The organism is Bacteroidia bacterium, from assembly GCA_027493955.1.
Classification (GTDB): Bacteria; Bacteroidota; Ignavibacteria; order SZUA-365; family SZUA-365; genus JAOSJT01.
Genome location: JAOSJT010000001.1, coordinates 2,258,765 through 2,280,757, shown reverse-complemented (window position 1 = coordinate 2,280,757; position 21,993 = coordinate 2,258,765). Strand labels below are relative to the sequence as shown.

General features: G+C 56.9%; 19 protein-coding genes. 13 read left to right on the top strand and 6 right to left on the bottom strand.

What is annotated here, in order from left to right; genetic code table 11:
- Positions 1-7: 7 nt before the first annotated feature.
- From M5R41_08630 to M5R41_08615, 4 genes are read right to left on the bottom strand one after another with little or no spacing between them, the layout of a single operon-like run.
- Complete coding sequence (locus M5R41_08630; protein ID MCZ7556452.1) at positions 8-979, bottom strand: KpsF/GutQ family sugar-phosphate isomerase; 972 nt, start codon at positions 977-979, stop codon at positions 8-10.
- A complete protein-coding gene (locus M5R41_08625; protein ID MCZ7556451.1) occupies positions 972-1,682 on the bottom strand; it encodes a hypothetical protein in 711 nt (236 codons plus the stop codon). The genes M5R41_08630 and M5R41_08625 overlap by 8 nt, the downstream gene beginning before the upstream one ends.
- 20 nt (positions 1,683-1,702) lie before the next feature.
- On the bottom strand, positions 1,703-2,122 hold the full coding sequence (locus M5R41_08620) for a secondary thiamine-phosphate synthase enzyme YjbQ (GenBank protein MCZ7556450.1): 420 nt from the start codon (positions 2,120-2,122) through the stop codon (positions 1,703-1,705).
- The gene (locus M5R41_08615) at positions 2,119-2,979 is read right to left on the bottom strand and encodes a DUF4905 domain-containing protein (protein MCZ7556449.1); all 861 of its coding nucleotides are present in this window, start codon (positions 2,977-2,979) and stop codon (positions 2,119-2,121) included. The genes M5R41_08620 and M5R41_08615 overlap by 4 nt, the downstream gene beginning before the upstream one ends.
- 107 nt (positions 2,980-3,086) lie before the next feature.
- On the opposite strand from M5R41_08615, the gene M5R41_08610 reads away from it, so the two are divergent.
- The 11 genes from M5R41_08610 (at position 3,087) to M5R41_08560 (ending at position 14,821) form a co-directional block, all read left to right on the top strand.
- The gene (locus M5R41_08610; GenBank protein MCZ7556448.1) at positions 3,087-3,461 is read left to right on the top strand and encodes a hypothetical protein; all 375 of its coding nucleotides are present in this window, start codon (positions 3,087-3,089) and stop codon (positions 3,459-3,461) included.
- 129 nt (positions 3,462-3,590) lie between these two features.
- A complete protein-coding gene (locus M5R41_08605; protein ID MCZ7556447.1) occupies positions 3,591-4,328 on the top strand; it encodes a cytochrome c in 738 nt (245 codons plus the stop codon).
- A 281-nt stretch (positions 4,329-4,609) separates the two neighbouring features.
- The gene (locus tag M5R41_08600) at positions 4,610-5,209 is read left to right on the top strand and encodes a DNA-3-methyladenine glycosylase (protein ID MCZ7556446.1); all 600 of its coding nucleotides are present in this window, start codon (positions 4,610-4,612) and stop codon (positions 5,207-5,209) included.
- Between the two features lie 392 nt (positions 5,210-5,601).
- The gene (locus M5R41_08595; protein MCZ7556445.1) at positions 5,602-6,090 is read left to right on the top strand and encodes a hypothetical protein; all 489 of its coding nucleotides are present in this window, start codon (positions 5,602-5,604) and stop codon (positions 6,088-6,090) included.
- A gap of 14 nt (positions 6,091-6,104) precedes the next feature.
- Positions 6,105-6,596, top strand: coding sequence for an NADH-quinone oxidoreductase subunit NuoE (nuoE, locus tag M5R41_08590; GenBank protein ID MCZ7556444.1), 492 nt, complete (start codon positions 6,105-6,107; stop codon positions 6,594-6,596).
- Between the two features lie 21 nt (positions 6,597-6,617).
- Positions 6,618-8,375, top strand: coding sequence for an NADH-quinone oxidoreductase subunit NuoF (nuoF, locus tag M5R41_08585; GenBank protein ID MCZ7556443.1), 1,758 nt, complete (start codon positions 6,618-6,620; stop codon positions 8,373-8,375).
- Positions 8,376-8,383: 8 nt separating this feature from the next.
- Positions 8,384-12,115: a molybdopterin-dependent oxidoreductase gene (locus M5R41_08580; GenBank protein ID MCZ7556442.1), complete on the top strand. Its 3,732-nt coding sequence runs from the start codon at positions 8,384-8,386 to the stop codon at positions 12,113-12,115.
- Between the two features lie 274 nt (positions 12,116-12,389).
- Entirely contained in the window at positions 12,390-12,878 is a 489-nt protein-coding gene (locus M5R41_08575) for a thioredoxin family protein (protein MCZ7556441.1), read from the top strand.
- Positions 12,879-12,936: 58 nt separating this feature from the next.
- The gene (locus tag M5R41_08570; GenBank protein MCZ7556440.1) at positions 12,937-13,893 is read left to right on the top strand and encodes a hypothetical protein; all 957 of its coding nucleotides are present in this window, start codon (positions 12,937-12,939) and stop codon (positions 13,891-13,893) included.
- Positions 13,894-14,045: 152 nt separating this feature from the next.
- The gene (locus M5R41_08565) at positions 14,046-14,570 is read left to right on the top strand and encodes a hypothetical protein (protein ID MCZ7556439.1); all 525 of its coding nucleotides are present in this window, start codon (positions 14,046-14,048) and stop codon (positions 14,568-14,570) included.
- Positions 14,546-14,821 carry a hypothetical protein gene (locus M5R41_08560; protein MCZ7556438.1) on the top strand — a complete coding sequence of 92 codons (276 nt, stop codon included), beginning with the start codon at positions 14,546-14,548 and terminating at the stop codon, positions 14,819-14,821. The genes M5R41_08565 and M5R41_08560 overlap by 25 nt, the downstream gene beginning before the upstream one ends.
- 378 nt (positions 14,822-15,199) lie before the next feature.
- Here M5R41_08560 and purM read toward each other — a convergent pair whose 3' ends face one another.
- Positions 15,200-16,183: a phosphoribosylformylglycinamidine cyclo-ligase gene (gene purM / locus M5R41_08555; GenBank protein MCZ7556437.1), complete on the bottom strand. Its 984-nt coding sequence runs from the start codon at positions 16,181-16,183 to the stop codon at positions 15,200-15,202.
- Between the two features lie 1,016 nt (positions 16,184-17,199).
- Between purM and M5R41_08550 the strand changes: the two genes are divergently transcribed.
- Positions 17,200-19,608, top strand: a complete 2,409-nt coding sequence (locus M5R41_08550; GenBank protein ID MCZ7556436.1) for a right-handed parallel beta-helix repeat-containing protein — start codon at positions 17,200-17,202, stop codon at positions 19,606-19,608.
- A 331-nt stretch (positions 19,609-19,939) separates the two neighbouring features.
- On the opposite strand, the gene M5R41_08545 is transcribed toward M5R41_08550, so the two are convergent.
- Complete coding sequence (locus M5R41_08545; GenBank protein MCZ7556435.1) at positions 19,940-20,233, bottom strand: hypothetical protein; 294 nt, start codon at positions 20,231-20,233, stop codon at positions 19,940-19,942.
- On the opposite strand from M5R41_08545, the gene M5R41_08540 reads away from it, so the two are divergent.
- Positions 20,217-21,878 (top strand): dockerin type I domain-containing protein, encoded by a 1,662-nt coding sequence (locus tag M5R41_08540; protein ID MCZ7556434.1) that lies wholly within the window; start codon positions 20,217-20,219, stop codon positions 21,876-21,878. The genes M5R41_08545 and M5R41_08540 overlap by 17 nt on opposite strands.
- Positions 21,879-21,993 lie beyond the last annotated feature (115 nt).

The following is a 21,993-nucleotide window of genomic DNA, read 5'->3' as shown; positions in this document are numbered from 1 at the left end:
GTGTCTCTTACCCCAATCCCAACTGCACGAGGTCGTGCAGGTGAATAATCCCGACGGGATGTCGTTGATCGTCAATCACGATCAACTGCGTGATTTTGTGCTTCTCCATCAGCTCCAGCGCTGTTGAGGCGAGAATATTGCTGCTCACCGCTTTCGGCCGGGTGTTCATCACATCCACCGCCAGCAGATTCTTCATGTCAGTGTCGCGTTCCAGCAGACGACGGAGGTCGCCGTCGGTGATGACACCGACGAGAATGCCCTCGTCATTGACGACGCAGGTGGCGCCGAGGCGCTTGGATGTGATTTCAAGAATGGAGTCCTTCAAGGGGACGGCCTGATGGACGACCGGGACGCGCTCGCCCTTGGTCATGATCTGATCCACCTGCAGCAGCAGGCGTTTTCCAAGACTGCCGCCCGGATGGAAGAGCGCGAAATCCTCCACAGTGAAGTCCCGCTTTTTCAGGAGCGCGACAGCGAGTGCATCGCCCATGGCGAGCGCGGCGGTTGTCGACGCCGTGGGCGCAAGATTGTGCGGGCAGGCCTCCTCACGCACGCTGGCGTCGAGGATGATATCCGACACTTCGCCCAGAGACGAGTGCACGGCTCCGAGAATGGAGATGAGTTTCACACCGATGCGACGGAAAATGGGCAGGATGTGCTTGAGTTCATCGGTGTTGCCGCTTTTCGAAATGAGCAGCACCACATCCTCGCCGCGCACCATACCGAGGTCGCCGTGAATGGCGTCGGCAGGGTGCAGATAAATCGCGGGAGTGCCGGTGGAATTCATGGTCGCGACGATTTTTCGTGCGATGATACCGCTCTTCCCGATACCGCTGACGATGAGTCTGCCGCGGCTCTCGAAGATGAGATTCACCGCATCCGCGAAACGAGAATCGATGCGGTCCACAATGTCGCGCAGGGCTTCGGCTTCGATTCCGATGACCTCGCGCCCGTGTTCTATGATCTGTTCGTCAGCCATGCCGTTTGAAAGAATTCAGGAGTCGTTGAAAAATGGTATTCTTCTCGCGATCCGCCACTGCCGCTTCGGGAATCGTGAAACGACCGGAATGCGCCCCGTAGCGGAGGAGGGCGTGAATGATATCAATATCGCTGAAAAGAGCATGATCGGAAAACAGACGCTCTGGCGCCAGAATACGTTCGGGATCGCGAATCCCGCAATTCCGCATCAGATGGTTGTACACGGCTGTCATGGGGAGCAGACGGTTGAATTCGGAAGAGGTATCATGCAACCAGAGCCGTTGCTCAGCGGGACAGAGCGCGAACACGTAAGGTGATGCCTGTATCTCGATGCATCGCACCTCCGATCCTCGCTCCGGGCCCGGGTCGCCGGGCGACCAGTATGACAGACTCCAACGTGCTGTTTCCGCTGCTCCGTTGTCAGGCACGCGGGGGCAGATACGCAGAGTGATGCTTCCTTCGTTCTCGTCGTGAACGGTCATGGTAACGCGTTTCGAGGGAAAGCGCAGCACGCCTATCGCGGATACGGGCTCAAGCGTCCCATCGCGGTCGTCCGGCGTGGCCCCGTCAGAAAAAATGAGTTCCTCGTCCAAAGGATTTCCGGCACAGGACATGCCCTCGAGGCGCCGGAGTAAGGCGGCGTAGGCCGGACGGTGTGCGGGGAGAATCCACCGCAACAACGATTGCTCTGTCGCTGAAAGCACTGTATGTTCCGCCCCGCGCACTATTCCCCGCTGAATTGCACGACAAGATCGCGCGAACGAGGCCGGTTGTCGAAATCCACTACGACGACCTGTTGCCAGGTGCCGAGCAGCAGACGTCCCTGGCCGATGGGTATCACGAGACTCGGACCGAGCAGTGACGCACGAATATGCGAATGGCCATTTCCGTCATTCCAGGTTTCTTCGTGGTAGTATTGCGCGTTCTTCGGGATAATGCGCTCCATAAACACGGAAAAATCCTTTTTAAGCCCCGGCTCATACTCGATGGTCGTCACTCCTGCGGTGGATCCGGGGACGAACACCAGGACCTGACCGTTCTTGAGCTTATATCGCTGAAGCATGCGCGTGAGTTGATCGGTGATGTCCACCATGTCGCAGCCGCCATGCGTGTCGATGTTCAGCGAATCGTTGATAATGGTCATTTGCCCCTCCCGGCCACCGGGTGCGCGACAAGCACGCTCCGGTTGCGTACATACAGTAATTGATGGTCTTTGACGAAAAAGGAATCCATTCCCGGGGCATCGGCATAGTCCAGTATCGTATCGCGCATGAGCTGGCGGCCGTCGGCATCGAGAACCGCGAAACGTTGGGCGAGTCCGCCGGCGGTCAGCTTTTCATGCCAGGCGACATAGCGCACATCTCCGCGATCGAGGATGTCCACAGTCCCAACGATCGCTGCGGTGTCGAAAAGAGCCTGCGTGCGATCCAGCACCTGCTGCCATTCCGTGTGGCCCGGTGTGAACTGTTCAGGATAGGCATAACCGCTGAACCATTCTTCCTCGTTCAGCTGCGCTCGCAATCGATTGAGCGGGGCGGGGTCGTCTCCGAGATCCCGGACCCGCGCCCCCGTTGCCGCGTCCAACTGATGGAAGTGCAGGGTGTCGAAACGCTGCTCCGCGGCGTACACATGTCCCTCGTGGTAAAAAAGAAACGCCAGTTCCGTTTCGCGCCACAGGACCTCAGCCGTGTCGATACTGCAAGCGATGATGCCGAGATGTTGCGGCATATCCGGTTTGCCGAAACCGTGAAAGAAGATCCGTCCGTCAATGGCATCCTCGATGCCGATCCACCAGCTCTCCTCGAAACGCAAACCCTGCCAGAGCGGAGCTCCGGTGTGTTCGTCGATGCAGAAAAATGTACAGATGCGGGCTTCGGGATCGCGTGCTTCCCCAAGAAAGTGCCCGGCGTTATCGGGCTTTATTCTCCAGAGTACGGTTCCCGCATCAAATTCCCAGAGCGGTCGTGGCGTGAGGGTGTTATTTTTACTGAAGAGCTTCAACGCAGTTGAATTTCCGGCTGATATTTGGCATTTTACCGGGTACGAACCTTCAACTTATGCGTTTCGGTGTTGTCGTGCAATCCGGCGGCACTGCACAGAAAGGACAGATGCAAGCACAACAGCGCAGAAAACGGATGTACCGCAACACTCTGGGCAGCATTGTAAGCTGGGCGATTTTTCGCGCCGCAGCCGTCATTTTCGGTGCCTGGCTCCTCAACGAATATGCGCCCTGGCTCGACTACGGAGTGTGGTGGGGCGTGACATTGATCAGCATCTATGCCGTGGTAATACATCCCATCACCATTCAGTACCAGCTCTACAAGCAGGATACCTCCGACGTGGTGTCGGGAACGCTGTGCTCCACATGCAGACATTTTGAAAAGGGCAGTGTGCTTTGCCTCAAGCTCGACGAGCATGTCAGTGAGGACGATATCCCCTGCGAGGGCGAGCTGTGGGAACCCAAAGGCTATGAAGATGAATGACCGCCGCGCAGAAAGCGACATGTCCATCGCTGCGGTGCGCAAACGCGCACCGGGTGAGAGAGAACAGCCTGTTTTTTTCATAAATCCCTTCCGTTAACTCGTTCAGTTCACTGTGGAACTCCCGATCCCATGCGACTTTCCCTCTATCTTTTCAGTGTGATTCTCCTTTGCGCCTGCGGAGGTGATGAGAAACCCGGCCGGAACAACGGCGAGACGACGGATTTTTCCGCTATCGAAGAGCTTGCCGAGCGGGGCCAGACAATATTCCGCGATCGCGAATTCGGAGAGGAAAACGTTGCCTGTGCCGATTGTCATGCGGATTTCGATGAAACTCTGACCGACGAGGAGACCATCCGTCCCGGCAGCAGCATCCTTGGTGCGCATCGTCGCGCCCGGACCTGGAACGGCGAATTCTCGGGCGAGGCTCTCCTTGCTACGGCGGCGGGTGCGGCGAAATGCGCGCATCTGTATCAGGGCCGCGGCTCCTCTCCGGCGAACGCTATTACGCAATCTGAAGCCGAAGCGCTCATGGCGTTTTACGAATACATATCCACCGGTGAGGAAGCGATGCTCCTGCCATGGGATGCACTGACCTGGCCGGGCGATACCAGCTTGAGTCGCGAGCAACTCAAGACGGAAATCGCAAAACTTGAGGGCATACGTGGCAACGCGCAGCGCGGCGAGGCATTGTTCAAGCGCGCTTGCGCCGGCTGTCACGTCGATGGCTACGCTCCGGCCATGCGCATGCTCCGGCGCAACGTCACACGCAATGTCCGTGCCGGCTATGGCGGCATGCCCTTTTTCTCCCGTGACAAGCTCAGCGATCAGGATGTGGCCGATATACGGATGCTTCTGGAGGGGAAATGAAATGTCTACGCTCCTCCCAGAGTTGGATTTCAGCATTTCGTTTCGGGACCGTCGAAGAGTCTCATGTATCCGATGAGAAGAAGTGCTGCACATTGCACGGTTTTCCACAGACCCGCGGTATAGTCCGCGTCCAGCACCTGTGATCACTCGCACATCGTGTCTGAGGACTACTTCACGTACCTGTTCGATGTCTTCCTGTATTTTGCATCCGTTCGTCGTGGAAATGCTCCACCTCCCGCTCCCGGCTCGGCCCTCTGCTATGCACCCGTGACAGTGTTCTCATGAGCGAACTTCTTGGCAGTGATTTCTATCTGCGCCCGACGTTGGCGGTGGCGCGTGAGTTGCTGGGGAAGATCTTGGTACGTCGCATGGGGGAGAGGGTACTTTCCGGCCGCATCGTCGAGGTGGAGGCGTATCATGAATGCGGAGACGAGGCTGCGCACTCATTCAAGGGTCGTACGCCGCGCAATTCCGTGATGTACCAGACCGGTGGTGTTCTCTACGTGTACTTCATTTATGGGATGCATCACTGCATGAATGTGGTGACGGAAGAGGAAGGAATCGGCGCCGCCGTCCTGATACGCGCCATCGAGCCGTTGGAAGGGCTTGACCACATGAGATCGATGAGAGGCCGTTCTGTGCGCGATATCGATCTGACCAATGGCCCGGCCAAGTGCTGCCAGGCCTTCGGAATCGGGAGGCGAGAGAACGGGCTCGCTCTCGACGGCACAGTCGTCGGCATGTACGACGCACCCACACCTTCGGGAAGAGATATTATCGTCACGACGCGCATCGGTATCAGGAAAAGCATGTCCTTGCCCTGGCGCTTCTGCCTGAAAGACAATCCCTGGGTATCGGGAAGATCCGCCGAGCCCGGATAGACCGAAACCGTTGAAGATAGTAGTGACGGAACAGTGACGTTTGAGATGTCCTGCGTCCGATCAAGTTCGATCTGCGCGGGTGGCGCTCCCTCTTGGGTGCGCATAACTCCCCGTCGGGGAGCTCGCCGTGGATTTTTCAGGGGAAAAAAGTGCCGAATCCGGACCTGCCAGAGCCGATATTTGAGATTTTTATAAAAAAGTGTCCTGCGCCCTTTGTAACGATCAGATTTTTTACCATTTTCCATCAGATATTCTGGTCTGTATACCGTAACTGCCACCCGTTCGACTGATACGACCGCCCCAATGATGATCTTTTCACCGCGTTTCAGCTTCCCTTCCTCTCCACGCATTCCTGCGCACTTCCCGTTTCACACCATACAAAGGAACCGTCAATGAGCATCGGCGCCTACGCTTTTCTGGCGTTCGAGGACCCTGAGCAGCTTCTTCCCGCGGTCGACACGGTTCGATCCACCCCCGGCGTGCTTCATTGGCACGCCATCGAAGGACATTATCACCTCGCCATCGCGGCCGACACCGCCGACGCGGTCGCCGCGCTACGCTCTCTTCCCGGGCTGGTCGACGTGGCTGTCTGTACCGTGGCGAAAGAGATGATCTCCACCGGCTCGCTGTCCTCTGAACACACACATGCCTACATCTCCATGGAAATCGCTCCTGACACGCAGGAACGCATTTTGAGCACGCTGGCTGCGGACGGAGGACCCCAATGGGGTATGCTCGCCGCAACAGACTGCGGCATCGTCGGCGTATTGAGCGCCGAGAGCTTCGACGCCATCGAGCGCACAATCAATTCGGTCGTGCGGCCACTCGACGGCGTGCTCCGCCTGAAGCGTGACTGGATCATAGACCTCACCCAGCTTTGAAAGGAAGGACGAGGATGTCAGAACAACACACCGAAGAATTCAAGCGCTTTAACGTGGACCTGTGGAAATATGACGGGCACGCCGGCGCGCTCATTCCGCTGCTGCAGTCCGCACAGGACACTTACGGTTACGTGCCCGAGAAGGCGATTCACTCCATCAGCCACGTTACCGGGATTCCTTCCGCGGAAATTTACGGCGTTGTTACTTTCTACGCCCAATTCCGCACAAAACCCCTTGGCCGGAATATCATTCGCGTCTGCAACGGTACCGCCTGCCATGTCAACGGGGTGAAAGATATCTACAGCACCATTCAGGATGAACTTCATATCAGTTACGAGGAGACCTCCGACGACGGCGCATTCAGTTTGCTGTCCGTCGCCTGCCTCGGCTGCTGTTCGCTCGCTCCGGTAATCACCATCAATGGCGAGGTTCACGGCCGCCTGACAGCGGCAAAATTGCGCAAAATTCTCCGCGACGCCCGCCGTCGTGCCAGGGATCAACAATAACCCATGCAGGAAGGCACAGATATGAAAACAGTACTCGTTGGTCTCGGCACGTGCGGTATTTCCGCAGGAGGCGAGAAAGTGTACCGGGCGCTGCAGGAAGAGCTGAAAGAGCACCCCGGAGCATTCGAACTCAAGGAAACCGGCTGCATCGGAATGTGCTACCGCGAGCCGCTCGTCGAAGTTATCGACGGAGACGCCCCCGGTCGACTGTATGCCGAAGTGACGCCCGACCGTATCGGTCGGCTCGTCGAGGAGGACATCCTCGGAGGTAAGGCGATTGACGAATGGCTTGCCACGACCGATCCGAAAGAGCAGGAGTTTTTCGACAATCAAGTCCGCATCGTGCTGCGCAACAGCGGTATCATCGATCCGGGTTCGATAGACGAATACATCGCCCGGCAAGGGTATGAAGCGCTGCGCAAAGCGGTACACGAACTGAAACCGGACGGTGTCATTCGCGAGGTGCTGGCATCCGGCCTTCGCGGACGCGGTGGCGGCGGTTTCCCCACGGGAAAGAAGTGGGAATTTACCCGCAACGCCAAAGGCACGAAGAAATACATCATCTGCAATGCCGACGAAGGCGATCCGGGCGCGTTCATGGACCGCTCGGTGCTCGAAAGCGATCCGCATTCCGTACTCGAGGGCATGATGATCGCCGCATACGCCATAGGTGCGGATGAGGCGTACATCTACTGCCGCGCAGAGTATCCGAAAGCCATCGCACGACTTCGTCAGGCGATTTCGCAGGCCATGACCCGAGGACTGCTGGGCGAGAACATTCTCGACAGCGGCTTCAATTTCCACATTCGCATCAAGGAAGGCGCCGGCGCATTCGTCTGTGGCGAGGAAACGGCGCTTATCGCATCCATCGAAGGCCGCCGCGGAATGCCCAAATTCCGTCCGCCTTTCCCCGCGGAAGCCGGACTCTGGGGCAAACCCACGAACATCAACAATGTCGAAACCTTCGCCAATGTCCCCTGGATTATTCTCAACGGCGGTTCCGCGTACGCGGCGTACGGCACGGAGAACAGCAAGGGCACCAAGGTATTCGCCATGGCGGGCAAGGTGCGCCGCGCAGGTCTCGTGGAGGTTCCCATGGGGCTCACCATTCGCGACATCATTTTCCGCGTCTGCGGCGGCATCAACGAGGATAAGAAATTCAAGGCCGTACAGATGGGTGGTCCCTCCGGCGGCTGTATCCCCGCGGACATGTGCGACATCGGCGTCGACTACCAGGAAATCAACAAAACCGGCGCTATCATGGGCTCCGGTGGTTTGATCGTGATGGACGAAACCACTTGTATGGTGGACGTCGCACGGTACTTCCTCACATTCACGCAGTCGGAATCCTGCGGTAAATGCACGTTCTGCCGTATCGGCACCAAGCGTATGCTCGAAATCCTCGAGCGCATCACCGACGGCAACGGCACGATGGAGGACCTCGACAATCTCGAGGAGCTTTCCGCGCAGATCAAGGCCGCGTCACTTTGCGGCCTGGGACAGACGGCACCAAATCCCGTCGTCACCACATTGAAGTATTTCCGCGACGAATACGTGGCGCACATTGTGGACAAAAAATGTCCCGCCCACGTTTGCGCGCCGCTGCTCACCTATTCGATCAACGACAAATGCACGGGCTGCACGCTCTGTGCCAAGGCTTGCCCGACGGTTGCCATCGCGGGCGAAAACAAACAGCTGCATTCCATTGATCAGGAACTCTGCATCAAATGCGGCAAGTGTTTCACGGTATGCCGCTTCGACGCGGTAGTGAAGGACTGAGGTGCCCCATGGTAACATTGACAATCAACGGAAAACAAGTAACCGCCTCCCCCGACAAGACCATTCTCCAGGTCTGTCACGAACAGGACCTTGACCAGATCCCGACCCTCTGTTACGACGAGAAACTGCCGCCCTTCGGTGCCTGCTTCCTCTGCGTGGTGGAGGTCGAGGGTCAAAGCCGCCTCTTCCCGTCGTGTTCCACGCGTGTGCAAGAGGGCATGGTCATCAAGACCAAGTCCGACACCGTGCGCCGTGCACGCAAAACCTGTCTCGAACTCATCGTCAGCAATCACTATGCCGATTGCTTCGGCCCGTGCCGCCTGAGCTGCCCGGCCGATGTGGACATTCAGGGCTACATGTCGCTGATCAGCATGGGCAAGTTTACCGAAGCGGTGGCTTTGATCAAGGAAAAGAATCCGCTTCCCTCCGTATGCGGCCGCGTCTGCACACGCAAATGCGAAGTGAGCTGCCGACGCTCGATGGTGGATTCCCCCGTGGGCATCGATTTCCTCAAGCGCTATGCCGCCGACCAGGACATGATCGGCGATATGTGGAAACCCGAGGTGAAGGACGACAACGGTGTGCGCGTGGCTATCATCGGCTCCGGACCCGGCGGCCTGACGGCGGCGTACTATCTCGCGATCGAGGGCTATCGTCCCGTGGTGTTCGAGTCCCTGCCCAAACTGGGCGGCATGCTGCGCTACGGCATACCCGAGTACCGCCTCCCGAAAGACGTCCTTGATAAGGAAATCAGCTGGATCACCGATCTCGGCGTGGAAGTGCACACGAACCGCACGCTGGGCAAGGACTTTTCCATGGACGATCTGTTCGACCAGGGCTACCGCGCGGTTTTCGTCGCACTCGGTGCGCAGGTCGGCAAGCCCATGCAGGTCGAGAATGAAGAGGCCGAGGGCGTGCTCCGCGGCGTGGATTTCCTCCGCCAGGTGGAAATGAAGACCAATCCCGACGTCAAGGGCCGCGTGGTGGTTGTAGGCGGTGGTAACACAGCCATCGATGCCGCACGTACATCTCTACGCCTCGGTGCAACGGAAGTTATTCTTCTGTATCGCCGCACCCGCAAGGAAATGCCCGCAAATGAAATGGAAATCGTCGCTGCCGAGGAAGAAGGTGTACAGATGCATTTCCTCGCAGCTCCCACACGGGTGATCGTGGAAGAAGGCCGCATGAAATCCATTGAATGCCTCCGCATGGAATTGGGCGAACCCGATGCCAGTGGGCGCCGCCGGCCTGTCATCGTGGACGGCTCCGAATACCAGCTCGAATGCGATTGGGTCATTTCCGCCATCGGTCAGGAACCCGATCTGGACGGCGTGGAAAGCGACCAGCACGTGAAAGTCACAAAGTGGAAAACGATCGAAGCCAAAGAAGGCACCTTCGAAACCGACCGACCCGGCGTGTTCTCCGGCGGTGATGTGGTCACGGGTCCGGCAGATGCGATTGACGCGATCGCCGCGGGCCGTATGGCCGCGCGTGCCATCGACAAGTACATACAGACCGGTATCGTTGTACCCCTCACGGATCGCTTCGAAAGCAAGCGTGACAATTTCCACAAACTGACGCGCGAGGACGTGCCGCAGATTCTGGAAAGCGAGCGCCATCACGCGCATGAAGTTCCCGCCGAGGAGCGCATCAAGGGCTTTGGCGAAGTGGAATTCGCTTACGACGACCAGACTGCTTTCGAAGAAGCGCTTCGCTGCGCCGAATGCGGCTGCGACGCGGGTCTCGCGTGTCGTTTGCAAGACTACTGCACCGAGTACGGCGTGGACCAGAAGCGTTTCGTCGGCGAGTTCAATCGTTACAAGGTGGATACGCGGCATCCCTTCGTCAAGATTGACTCCAACAAATGCATCAACTGCGGACGCTGCGTGAACACCTGCGCCGAGATTCTCAACGTCGCGGCACTGGGCTTCGTCAATCGCGGTTTCCGTACCATCGTCAAACCGGCGATGGAAAAAGCCCTGCACGAGACGAACTGCGTGAGTTGCGGCAACTGCATCGATGTGTGTCCCACAGGGACGCTCGTCGAGAAAATGCCCTTCCGCCGTTCGGGTCCGTGGGTTATGGACTCCATGTACAGCGTGTGCAACTACTGTTCCGTCGGGTGCAACATCACGCTGAAAGTCAAGGCGGCTGACCTGTTCTATGTTGTAGGCGCCTCGCCCGAGCATGGGCCGAATTACGGTGAGCTGTGCGTAAAGGGTCGCTTCGGCTATCAGCACTACCTCGACGGATCGCGCGTCACCAAGCCCATGGTCCGTAAGGACGGCGCGTTGGTCGAAGTGTCGTGGGAAGAGGCGTTCGAGGCTATTCACAAAGGCCGCGAGCGTATGCTTGCCACGCACGGAGCCGATGCCATGCTCGTCTCCGCGTCGCCGAAACTCACCGACGAGGAATTGTATCTTGCCGGCCGCTACGCGAGGGCCGCGCTCCGCACCAACAATCTCGTATCCTTCCATCAGCTCGTCAACGAGGCGGATTATCACGCGCTCGACGACATGCTCGGCTCCACCGTATCCAGCGTCGGCGTCGAGGAACTTGAGAATGCGGATCTGTATCTTTTCCTCGGTGGCAATCCCACCATCGAGAATCCCGTGATGGGATGGCGGGTGAAGCGGCGCATGCGCCACGGCACGAAAGCCATCGTCATCAATTCCTCGGAGATCGATCTCGTACCCCATGCCACTGTGTGGGCCGATCCTCGTCGCGGCACGTCCACCCTGCTGCTGACCGGCTTACTTGGTGAGCTGATCCGAAGGGGGGCGGTCAATGAAGAATTTGTCGCAAAGCGTTGCGTCAATTTCGACCAGCTACGCGACAAGGCCTTGAGAACCGACCTCGCGGAGGTCGCGGAAGTCACCGGTGTTGCGCCGGCTCGCATACATGCCATCGTGGATCTCCTCGTGCAGCCCGATCAGCGTATTGTGGCCTGGTACAACATCGAGAGCCGTATCGACCGCTCCAGCGACGATCTCAAGGCCCTGGTCTCGGTGCTGCTCGCTCTCGGCAAAATCGCCGTACCGGGTTCCGGACTCGCGTTGTTCAGCGGCGAGTGCAATCTCACCGGAATGACGGTTGCCGGCTTCGACCGGCAGCTTCTGCCCGGCGGCGCGAGTATTCGCAACGAGCGTCTTCTGGATGCTGTGAACCGCTTCTGGAAAACCGACATCACCGATGTCGTGGCTTCGGGAAGCAACATCGGCAGGAAGATTCGCGAGGACAAGATCCGCGCCGCGATGATATTCGGCGAAAATCCTGCCGCTTCGGAGGACTACAATGGTTTCATCAACAACCTCGAGTTCCTCGTTGTCGCGGATATGTACTTGACCGAGACCGCGCAGGCGGCCGACGTATTCCTTCCGATGTCGTCGTACCTCGAAGGCCGCGGACATTTCACCAACTGGGCGGGCATGCGCCAGCCGACCGTTCCTATCGGCGATCCGAAAAACGGCATGCTGAACATTCACATCCTCCGTCGGCTTCTTGAGATCGAAGGCCTCACCCCGTCCTTCGAGACGCACGAGCAGCTCTCGTCGGAAATGATGTCCTTCATCCGTCAGCAGGGCAGTGAAGGCCGCATCCGGCAGGTCTTCCCTACAACCGACGGCAAGGCGCATTTCATTCTGTACTCCGACCAAATCCTCGCCACCGGCGCCCGCGCCCCGCAGGTGCTGGAAATCGATGCGCGAATGACGAACCGCATGCAGCTCATTCACGCATAGCGTTCACCGACGAAAGCATATATCTCGGTCCCCGGAGCAATCCGGGGACCATTTTTTTTGAACACGCTGAACTCCATGAGGCGATTGCGTACTCGCCGGCTCTTTCACGCAATACAATTCGCAATCGTCAATCGTACCTCGTACCTCGAACCTCGAACCTCGAACCTCGAACCTCGAACCTCGTACCTCGTCAATCGTCGATCCCTTGCTTCTTCCTGTAAAAAGCACAAACTTACATCGTGTGCCGCTCATCGAGACACGCAAGGAGTCCGTCGTGAAACACTTCATCGTATTATTCTTGCTCGTGTTTGCGGCGCCGGTGCTTCCGGCGCAATCGCACGTGTCAAGTCCTTATAACCCGGAGGCCAACGCCGAGGCGCAACTGGACGAGGCCATCGAACGTGCCGCGATTCTCGGGAAGCATGTGCTGGTTGTTGTGGGAGGTAATTGGTGCACCTGGTGTCGCAAGCTGGATAAACTGTTCAAGCAGGATACGCTCGTGAACGCCGTATTGAACGCAGATTATATTCTGCTTCACGTCAATTACAGCGAAGAGAATAAAAACCTTTCGGTTATGAAGCGGCTTGGGCACCCGGAACGTTTCGGCTTTCCGGTGCTTGTCATATTGGACGGGACCGGTCACCGCATTCATACGCAGGACAGTGCTCTTCTCGAGACCGGGTCCGCGCACAATACGGAGCTTGTCGTGCGCGTCCTTCGAATGTGGGGGCCCGTCGTGCTCGACCCGTCCATGTATCGGTAAGTTCTTCACCCGTATCCCGGCTATCCACTATCACCGCAGAATTCTCTGGCAGATACGAATGAGTGCACCCTCGGTTCAGGAAAGTACATCCGATTCCGGACAGCTGCGAGAAGCCTTTATCCGCAATGTACGCAACTGCCAGCGGGTGATCGTGAACGACTTTGAGGAAGTGCTGGCTGACATTATTGAGCAGTTCGAGAACCCACCGATGCGCGGAGACAGGGCCGCAACGACGCTCGAACTGTCCGAGCTTGTCGCGGAAGCAATGGGTGAGGGCTTTTCCGGTTTGCATCCGGCCGGCTTTGAGTTCGCCTGCTGGCTCTGGGAAGTTGCGCCGTTGCATGTGGTTGGTATACCCATGCCGGCATACGCTACAGCCGAGAAAGGTTTTCGCCACGGCGTCTTGCATCTACGCCGCATCGCATCCATGCTGTGTGGTTTATATGTCGCGCAGCAGCCACAGAAGAGCGAGACGGTCATTGAATTACTTGATTCGAGCATGGACTGGGTGGATGCGCGCAATCTCGTAAAATTCGCGCTTGTGGATCATTTCGAGCGTGTGTTCGTGGAGGAAGAAAAGCTGCTGTCTTCCATGGCGGCCGGGAAAAAAATGTGGCGTCGCCTCCTGCCGCTCGGTACCGCCGCGCGTATCATCGGCATGCATCCTGAGGAATCCGACCGCGCAATAACCCTGGTACGGAAAGCGCTACCCTATCTGCATGAGGAGAGCACGTATCGGGCAACATTGTATGTGCTTCGTGTCGCCGTGCTTTACGGAGATCAACGCGCGATATTGAGTTTTTTCGACACGCTGCGTCACAGTCCCGTCGAACACGCACGACGTCTGTTCTGCGAGTCGCTAAAGAATCCGAAACAGCATTGGGAGCGCATCCCGCATGATTCCGTGGTCACCCTTTTTCGATCCTGGCTGAACGAGGCCACTCCCGACATTGCCGCCTGCCTCGCGGCGGCTGTGGCGAGACTCGAGAGCGCTGAGGAGAGCAGAGATACGTAGCGCACGGTTGTGCGACGTGTCGGCGGTGGAGAGTGGAGCGCGCATGAACTCACCAGGGGGATAGTCCACTCGGTTTTGACTTTCGGCTGATGTGAGTATCTCGTAGCTTACCGATTCAAATCACCTGACCATGCACTATGTGGGAGTATTGCATGGAAAGCAGTGGACAATTTAATCAAAAGTGTTCGCCGGATCATGATTACTCCACGCCGGGGACGTATCATTCGCGTTTCGACGTCGGAAAGCACGGAAGTACGCTCGGTACGATGAGCGGCGGAGTCATGACGCTCAACGCTTTTGGCGAGTTGCTGTTGGGCGCACTGGGCACAGCGCAGCAGATATTCTCATGTTTGCGTATTGACGCAATGGACATTCGTCCGCGCTGTGTCGAGTTCGTCGTCACTATCGAGTCGTGGCGGAAGCCATCCCGTTCCCGCTTCATCGAATGGTTCGACAAGTGGCTGTATCGCGGCCAGATGACCATTTCGGCGTTCGCGGGATATGTGAAAATGCACAGCGCGCGCGGCGGGAGCGGGACGCATTTCTGGACACTCAGGTGCAAGGTTCGGGTATTGACCGATCAGCATGAGATTGATCGCGTGTGCGCGCGACTCGATGTGCGCTTCCGTCGCGTGCGGTGCCGGAAGCAACGGTGCAAAGTTTCGCCTCGGCGATGACGCGCGGCCTGCGGACGGTGTTTGGCGCGTTGTCGGGCAGCGAGGCTGTGGTGTCGGTACCGGAGTTCGGGGATCTGCCGTGCGACACGCTTGTTCTGAGGAGGGCGTTGTTTCTGAACTGCTCGTGGTTGCGTCCGTTGAGCGGCATTTTCGGAAGCGAAGCGCGTGCACCGGGAGGTCGCACGCGATTGCCGTTGATCTGGTCGGTCGGTCCCGGGAGGATATTCTTGCGAGATTCCGCGGAGAGCTGACGGGTAGCTCAGATATCTGATCCCTTGACGGATGGTGAAAACAGACATTCCGCGGCTGGAGAGGTTTGTGCGGGGAGGCGGAGCGTGGGGTACAGCGGTATGGAATCGGATCGGGAGGGAGTTGTTGGGGGAAGGGAAGTGAAGGAGGGTGATGGCGGATGAAATCGCACGATGTTTGGTGGCTTCACGCAATAGTCTCGATGCATGAATCGAAATAGATGCTCCCTCGGACAAGCGAACGACCAATTTCGATTCATGAATCGAAATTTCCTGTAAAAGCGACGTGAGATCGATCCAGGACGATGTCCAGAACCCAGCAACACCCTCAGGATGCCCCGCCGAGATCCTACACCTCTCCTCCGCCACCCCCTGCGTATCTCAAACCACGCTTCCCATGATCACCGCTTGCTCACCCTCCAGCGCAGGCAAAAGATCCGCAACCGCATCCCGGTCGGCAATGATGATCATGCCGATACCAAGATTGAAGGTGCGACGCATGTCCTCTTCTGGAACTTCTCCGAGCTCCTGAATCATGGAAAAAATCCTCGGAAGTGTCCACGCGTCCCATTGGATGTCGAGCCTGCGGTCCTCGGGAATGACGCGGCTCGTGTTTCCGACAATGCCGCCACCCGTGATATGCGACAGACCGTGAATCATACCCGTGGACAGCAATGGATACACCGGCCCGAGATAGGAACGATGCACTGCAAGGAGAGCGTCGCCAAGCGTACCACCGAGATCATCGAATTGCGCATCCAGACTGAAATGCGGGAGAAGTGCCGCGCGGGCAAGTGAATACCCATTCGTATGCAGTCCCGAAGAGGGGAGCCCGATCAACACATCACCAGGGCGCACATTATTTCGGTTCAGTATCGCGCTTTTTTCGACTATCCCAACAATGGTCCCGGCGATGTCGTACTCGTTCGGGGCATACATCCCCGGCATCTCTGCGGTTTCGCCACCAATGAGCGCACAACCATTTTCACCGCAGGATTTGGCAAAACCGGAAATCACCTGCTCCGCAACATCAGTATCGAGCTTGCCTGTTGCGAAATAATCCATGAAGAACAGGGGTTTCGCACCCGTTGTGAGTATATCATTGACGCAGTGATTGACGAGATCCTGTCCCACCGTGTCGTGCCTGTTGACCATCGAGGCAATTTTCAGCTTTGTGCCGACACCGTCAACGCTGGAGACGAGCACGGGCTCACGCATTTCCGGAAAGGAAGCGTCGTACAAAGCACCGAATCCGCCGATGTTTGACAGTACCCGGGGCCCATGCGTGGCCGCCACCTTGCCTTTTATGCGACGTACGAGCTCCTCTCCCGAATCTATGTCCACACCCGCGTTCTTATATGTCAGACTCACGTTTTTTCACTCCTTCAGGTAGAAAATATACAAGTTAGAACGCGAAGCAGTGAAAGGCAAGGAGTTTACAAAACAAGCATACGTCAGGGTTCAAGGCATTATCTGAAAAGAAGTCCCGGAAACAACGTCGGTTCATTGGATATGAACCTCGTTCGCGTCAGGAACCCGGGTGGCCCCGGGATCAAGGCAAATCCTTGGGAAAACGGGTGCTGCGTCACCAGGAGATCTGCTTCCAAACACCGCGTATTTGCGCGAATCGGCATGCAAAATTGGTTCAAAAAAACAATGTGAAAAAAAAGCACATCGAAAGACTTGCATTCTGCAAATCGGTGAAGTATATTCACATAGCAACTGGCGAGCTTCATAATCTGACAGAGTGGTGTAGCCACGACTACGTCATGCGAATAACACTTTGCTCGCCGATCGAATTTTGATTTCGCTTGTGACGCGGACACTTCCGTTGAAGCGATGATCACACAAGTGGTATCGGTCGCGGCCTCACGCTTCCGAAAACCAACAGGATGACGCTGTCCAAGCAGCAGCGGCATCACCTCGTGGATGAGCGACCCCGCCGACAGGCGGGGTTGTTTTTTTGTGCATGCGTGAAGGTGTGCGGGATGTCGCGCAGTATTGGGGCTGGGCCTGCGTACGGAAGCTCTCCGAAAATTCTCGATAAGGGACTGCAACACGGGAGAACATCTGTCAACGCTTGACGTTGTGATTATTTCTTTTTGCGCTCCCCGTACACAGTTCTGCGCTTCGTGTTCGTCCTTCTGGACACCCTCCGAGAGCGCCAGTGTGGTACTAATTTTCACCCTTGTGAATTATTCGCCACGCATGTAAATTGTTAAAGTTATTTTCGATTTCTCATTCGTGTCCGTACATCCGGACGGACTTCCCGGCTCCTTGTTCACAGAAATTTCCTCGGAATATTTTCAGTGTGGCAGAGTCGGCTTGTTGCAGAGCACGGAATTTTCGCTCATTCACATCTACTCATTCAGGAGTTTCGTATGATACATCACAAACCGCGTTTCGTCACTGTTCTGGGTGTGACTGTATTCGCAATGCTGCTGATAGCCGTGCCTCCTTCGGCGGTATCGCAGCTGTCCGGTACATACACCATCGGCGGGTCCTCGCCGAATTACGCCACCTTTACCGCTGCCGCCGCCGCGCTTTCGGCCGGCGTGTCGGGCCCCGTGGTGTTCAATGTTCGTCCCGGAACCTATCCGGAGCAATTCACCCTGCCCGCCGTAACAGGTGCCTCCGCGGCGAATACCATTACGTTTCAGGCGGAAAATGGTCAGGCCGCGAGTGTTATCGTCGCCTTCTCGTCAACGACCAGCGCGAATAACTTCACCATCCGCTTCGATGGTGCAGACTATGTGACGCTGAAAAACATGACTCTTCGCGCCACAAACACCACCTATGGGATCGTCATCCGTTTCGGAACGACGAACGCCTCGACCAATAATACGGTCGAGGGTTGTGTTATTGAAGGAATCAACGTCGCTTCCACATCGCTCGAGCACAGCCTGGTGCACTGCTATCAGGTTGCAGCCAATCACACGAATAACACTTTCCGCGGCAACACCTTCATCAATGGCGCCAAGGGCATTCAGCTCTATGGTACAGGCACCACCCGCTATGGCGGCATGATCGCGGAAAACAACATCATGCAGAACCAGGGTGAAGCCGGCATCTACTTGTGGAATGTGGATAATCCCACCATGCGGGGTAACACCATCAACCTCTCCACCACCAGCACGGTGACGCAGTATGGTTTGTACCTCAACACCCTGTACGTCGGCTTCCTGATCGAGAAAAACAAAATCGCGCTCATGGGCGGCTCCGGCGCCAAACGCGGTATTCAGTTCTGGAATTCCAGCATCATGCCCCGCGGCTTCATCCGCAACAATTTCGTCACCGTCAATGGCGGGGGGTCGACTTCCTACGCGTTCTATATCTCCACTTCCGGCGGAAAGCTGATCTACAACAACACCTTTGTCTGTACCGGCACCGCCGCGAGCAGCCGTGGGGCCTACATCGTCATTCCGCGACAGGAGGGACTCGAGCTGCTGAACAACATTATCATCAACCATGGCAACGGCCAGTCCTACTATACGCAGGGCGTAACCACCACCGCACCGATCTTTGCGCAAGACTACAATGTGTATTGGGGGCCGAACCCGGGTACCGCAATTTACTGGAATGCGGTCGCAATGCCCGATATCAACGCCCTCCGCGCCGCAAGTCTTATGGACGCGAACTCCATTTTCAAGAATGCGACCTTCCTCAATGAGTCCATCGGCGATCTCCACCTTGCCGGTCCATCACAGAACGATACGGATCTCACCGGACTCGTTCTTGCTTCTGTGACAGACGATATTGACGGCGATCAGCGTACCGTTCCGTACCGGGGCGCGGACGAGGCCTGCTATACGAAACCCGAATGGTACAGCTACAGCCTGGAAGACGGCAACGGTTTACCCCCGTCGTACATCGTCGCACCAGGTACGGTGTTTGTGCGCTACAACGTGAACAATCCTCTCGATGCCGCCACCATTACTATCACACTGCGTTTTTACAGCGTCACCGATAACAGTCTCGTCACCACGCAGAGCTTCCAGGTTAATAAGCCCTACGGCCAGGCGGTAGATGGTTTGTATCCGGTTTCCATACCTGCGGACCTGCCTCCCGGTTACTATCGCATCGAGGTGTTCTTCAACCTGATGAATTCCTGCGCGCTGTATGTGGACCGCAAGGCCTTCCCCGATCGTGGTGTGCTCGTTGTGGCTCCCGGAACCAATCCCTGCGTCGTGTGGCCGGGTGATGTCAATAACGATGGTGTCGTGAACTATGGTGATCGCAAGGATCTCAACACGTACATCTACGATTCCAGAATGAACTCCCTGTGGCTCAATGGGCCGGCACGTTACGTCGCCGAAGCCGTGAGCGATCCGATGGCATACGTCGCATGGACGCCGCAGGCAGGCGCGCCGTGGTACACCCCGCTCGGCTGCTACATGGATTCCGATGGCAACGGCGTTGTGAACAACTTCGATTACCTCGCTATCAAGCTCAACTGGACCCGCGTGCACGGTGCGATCAATCCCAAGCAGAGCGATGGCGTGGCTGTCACCGGCTTCGATATGAGCCAGAACTACCCCAATCCCTTCAATCCCGCAACGAGTATTCGCCTCAACATTCCTGAGAGGAGCGAGGTGACCCTCCGCGTAACCGACATGCTTGGTCGCGAGGTGGAAACTCTGGTGCAGGGAAGCATGGAAGCAGGTGCGCATGTGCTGAGCTTCGATGGCGGTTCGCTGCCGTCCGGGCAGTATAATGCGACGGTGAGCATGACGGGCAAGGACAGCGGTCTGAGCTACTCGCGTACCATACGCATGCTGCTCTCCAAATAAGCACGACGATTTTTCTATTCCGGCAGGCGCGGCCATTGAGCCGCGCCTGCTTTTTTATGCAGACACCTTCCGTCTGCGGGAGACAGTATGCCCAGTGTCTGCTGTCGGGGTCGGTCCCACCCCGATGCGCGACGGGATGGAATCGACGGAAGCGGGCGGTCGTCGCATGCGCGGCGGAGGCAACATACCGAGTGACGAGAATGCAGTGTGATGACGTATAGCTGTTCTGAAAGCAGGAAGGAACGTTCCGGTACGCTTGCATCGTGACGCACGGATGCCCGTGTGAAATGCATCCACGCATCCGTTTCACGTGCGCGAATGTTCGTGCCCTTTATTCACGAAGCGTGTGTGGCTGCCCCGGTGATGCGCCGGCCTCGGTGGGAGTGGACGGCACGCTGTGGCGATCGGGCGCGTTCCATGGAATGAGGTCGTATGCTCTGTAATATGTATATTTTATAAAAAATTCTTGCGTATCAGAAAATGAATCAATATATTTATCACACACAATGAAGAGATAACGTTGTATGTTTTTATTCTTGTGATCGTCGCCTGAAAACGCACCGGACGGTGATCTCGATCCTTCATCCACCCAATCCATGAGGCAAATCATGAACTCGCGCACCATGCTGTTAACCGTGCTGTTGATCGGCGCGATGAGTGCGGGACTCGGCGCTCAAACCATCGCCACAAAGCCGTTTGTCGAACTGCAGGGCACGTATACGGAAATTACCGGTACCGATATCTGCACGCCCGTCGGCTATCATGACGACGAGAGCTACGCCGTGAACATCCCGTTCACCTTCTACTACAATGCCAACCCGCATACCGTGATGTACGTCACCACGAATGGGTACATCACCTTCGGAAGTTCGCAACCGTATATCTACGGACAGGCGCTCAACAACAATTACGATGTGGTGAGCCCGATCAGCCGCGACTTACACGGCAATTACCAGGGCACGATTACCTGGGCTGTCAGTGGGACGATGCCCAATCGCGTGATGACGGTTCAGTGGAAGGATTGGATGACGTATTACAACCAACTCGACAAGCTGAACTTCCAGGTCAAATTCTACGAGACCAGCAATATGATCGAGTTAGTGTATGGTGACTGGATCACCGCAGCCACAACGAACACCGGCTATGTCGGTATCCGCAGCGCGACCGCGGGTGACGTGCAGAACAGAATCGGGCAGTGGACAGGCACAAGTGCCTCAACTGACGGAACCATTGCGAAGCAATACGGTGGCGCGGTGAAGCCGCCCGTCGGGTATATCTATCGCTTTGGTTGCTATGTCCCGCAAGGTTCGGTGGCCATTGCCATGACGGACGCGCTCGGTTCGCCGATGGGGTATTACACCACTCCGGGTATGGTGTATGCGCGCTACTCGATCCGGTATCCACTCGATCAGGAATACGACGTTACCATAACATTGAAGTTCTTCCGCATAGGCGATCCCGGCGCGCAGCCCGCGCATACGGAAACCTTCGTCGTGCACAAACCGCTGGGTGTGCTCGACGGCGTGCGCGGCATGAATCTCAACCTTCCTCCATCCTACTACCGCGTCGAGGCAACCTTCTCGATGTGGAACAACTGTCTCATGTACGAGGATGTCAAGACCGAAACCTCCACACTGTTTATCGCGCCCGGGACGCAGCTCTGCGAGGTCTGGCCCGGTGACGTGAACAACGATGGTGTGGTGAACTACGGGGATCGCGGCGCGCTGAACAAATACATCTTTGACGCCAACCTGCGGACGCTGTGGCTCCATGGTCCGGCGCGATACAAAATCGAAGGCCAGACGGATCCGCTTGTGTATCTTCGTTGGGAAGGACAACCTTCCGTTCCCTGGTATACCACCGAGGGATGCTATATGGATGCCGACGGAAACGGTGTTATCAACAACTTCGATTACATCGGCGTCAAGATGAATTGGTTGCGCGCACACGGCATGACTCCCGCGAAGCCTGCTCAGCGACTCGCCGCGGCCACCTTCGATATGGAACAAAATTTCCCGAATCCCTTCAATCCCGGTACCTCTGTTCGATACAGCGTACCGGAGCGCAGTCTTGTAAAGCTCCGGGTAACGGATATGCTCGGACGCACCGTCGCAACGCTCGTTGACGGTTGTATCGAGGAAGGGGTGTCCACTGCGATCTTTGATTCTGCGGAATTGCCCGGCGGCCAGTACTTCGCCACCGTGGCTATGCGTGGTCTCGAGAGCGGTCTCACGTTCTCGAAAACCATCAGGATGACGCTGGCCAGGTAACAGCGTACATCCTCTGTGGATGACAACCCCGCCGGGAGGCGGGGTTTTTTTTGCCAACTCGAGACCAAAGCGAAATGCAAGAATGGATCGACCCGATACGAGGCGTCCGAAACCA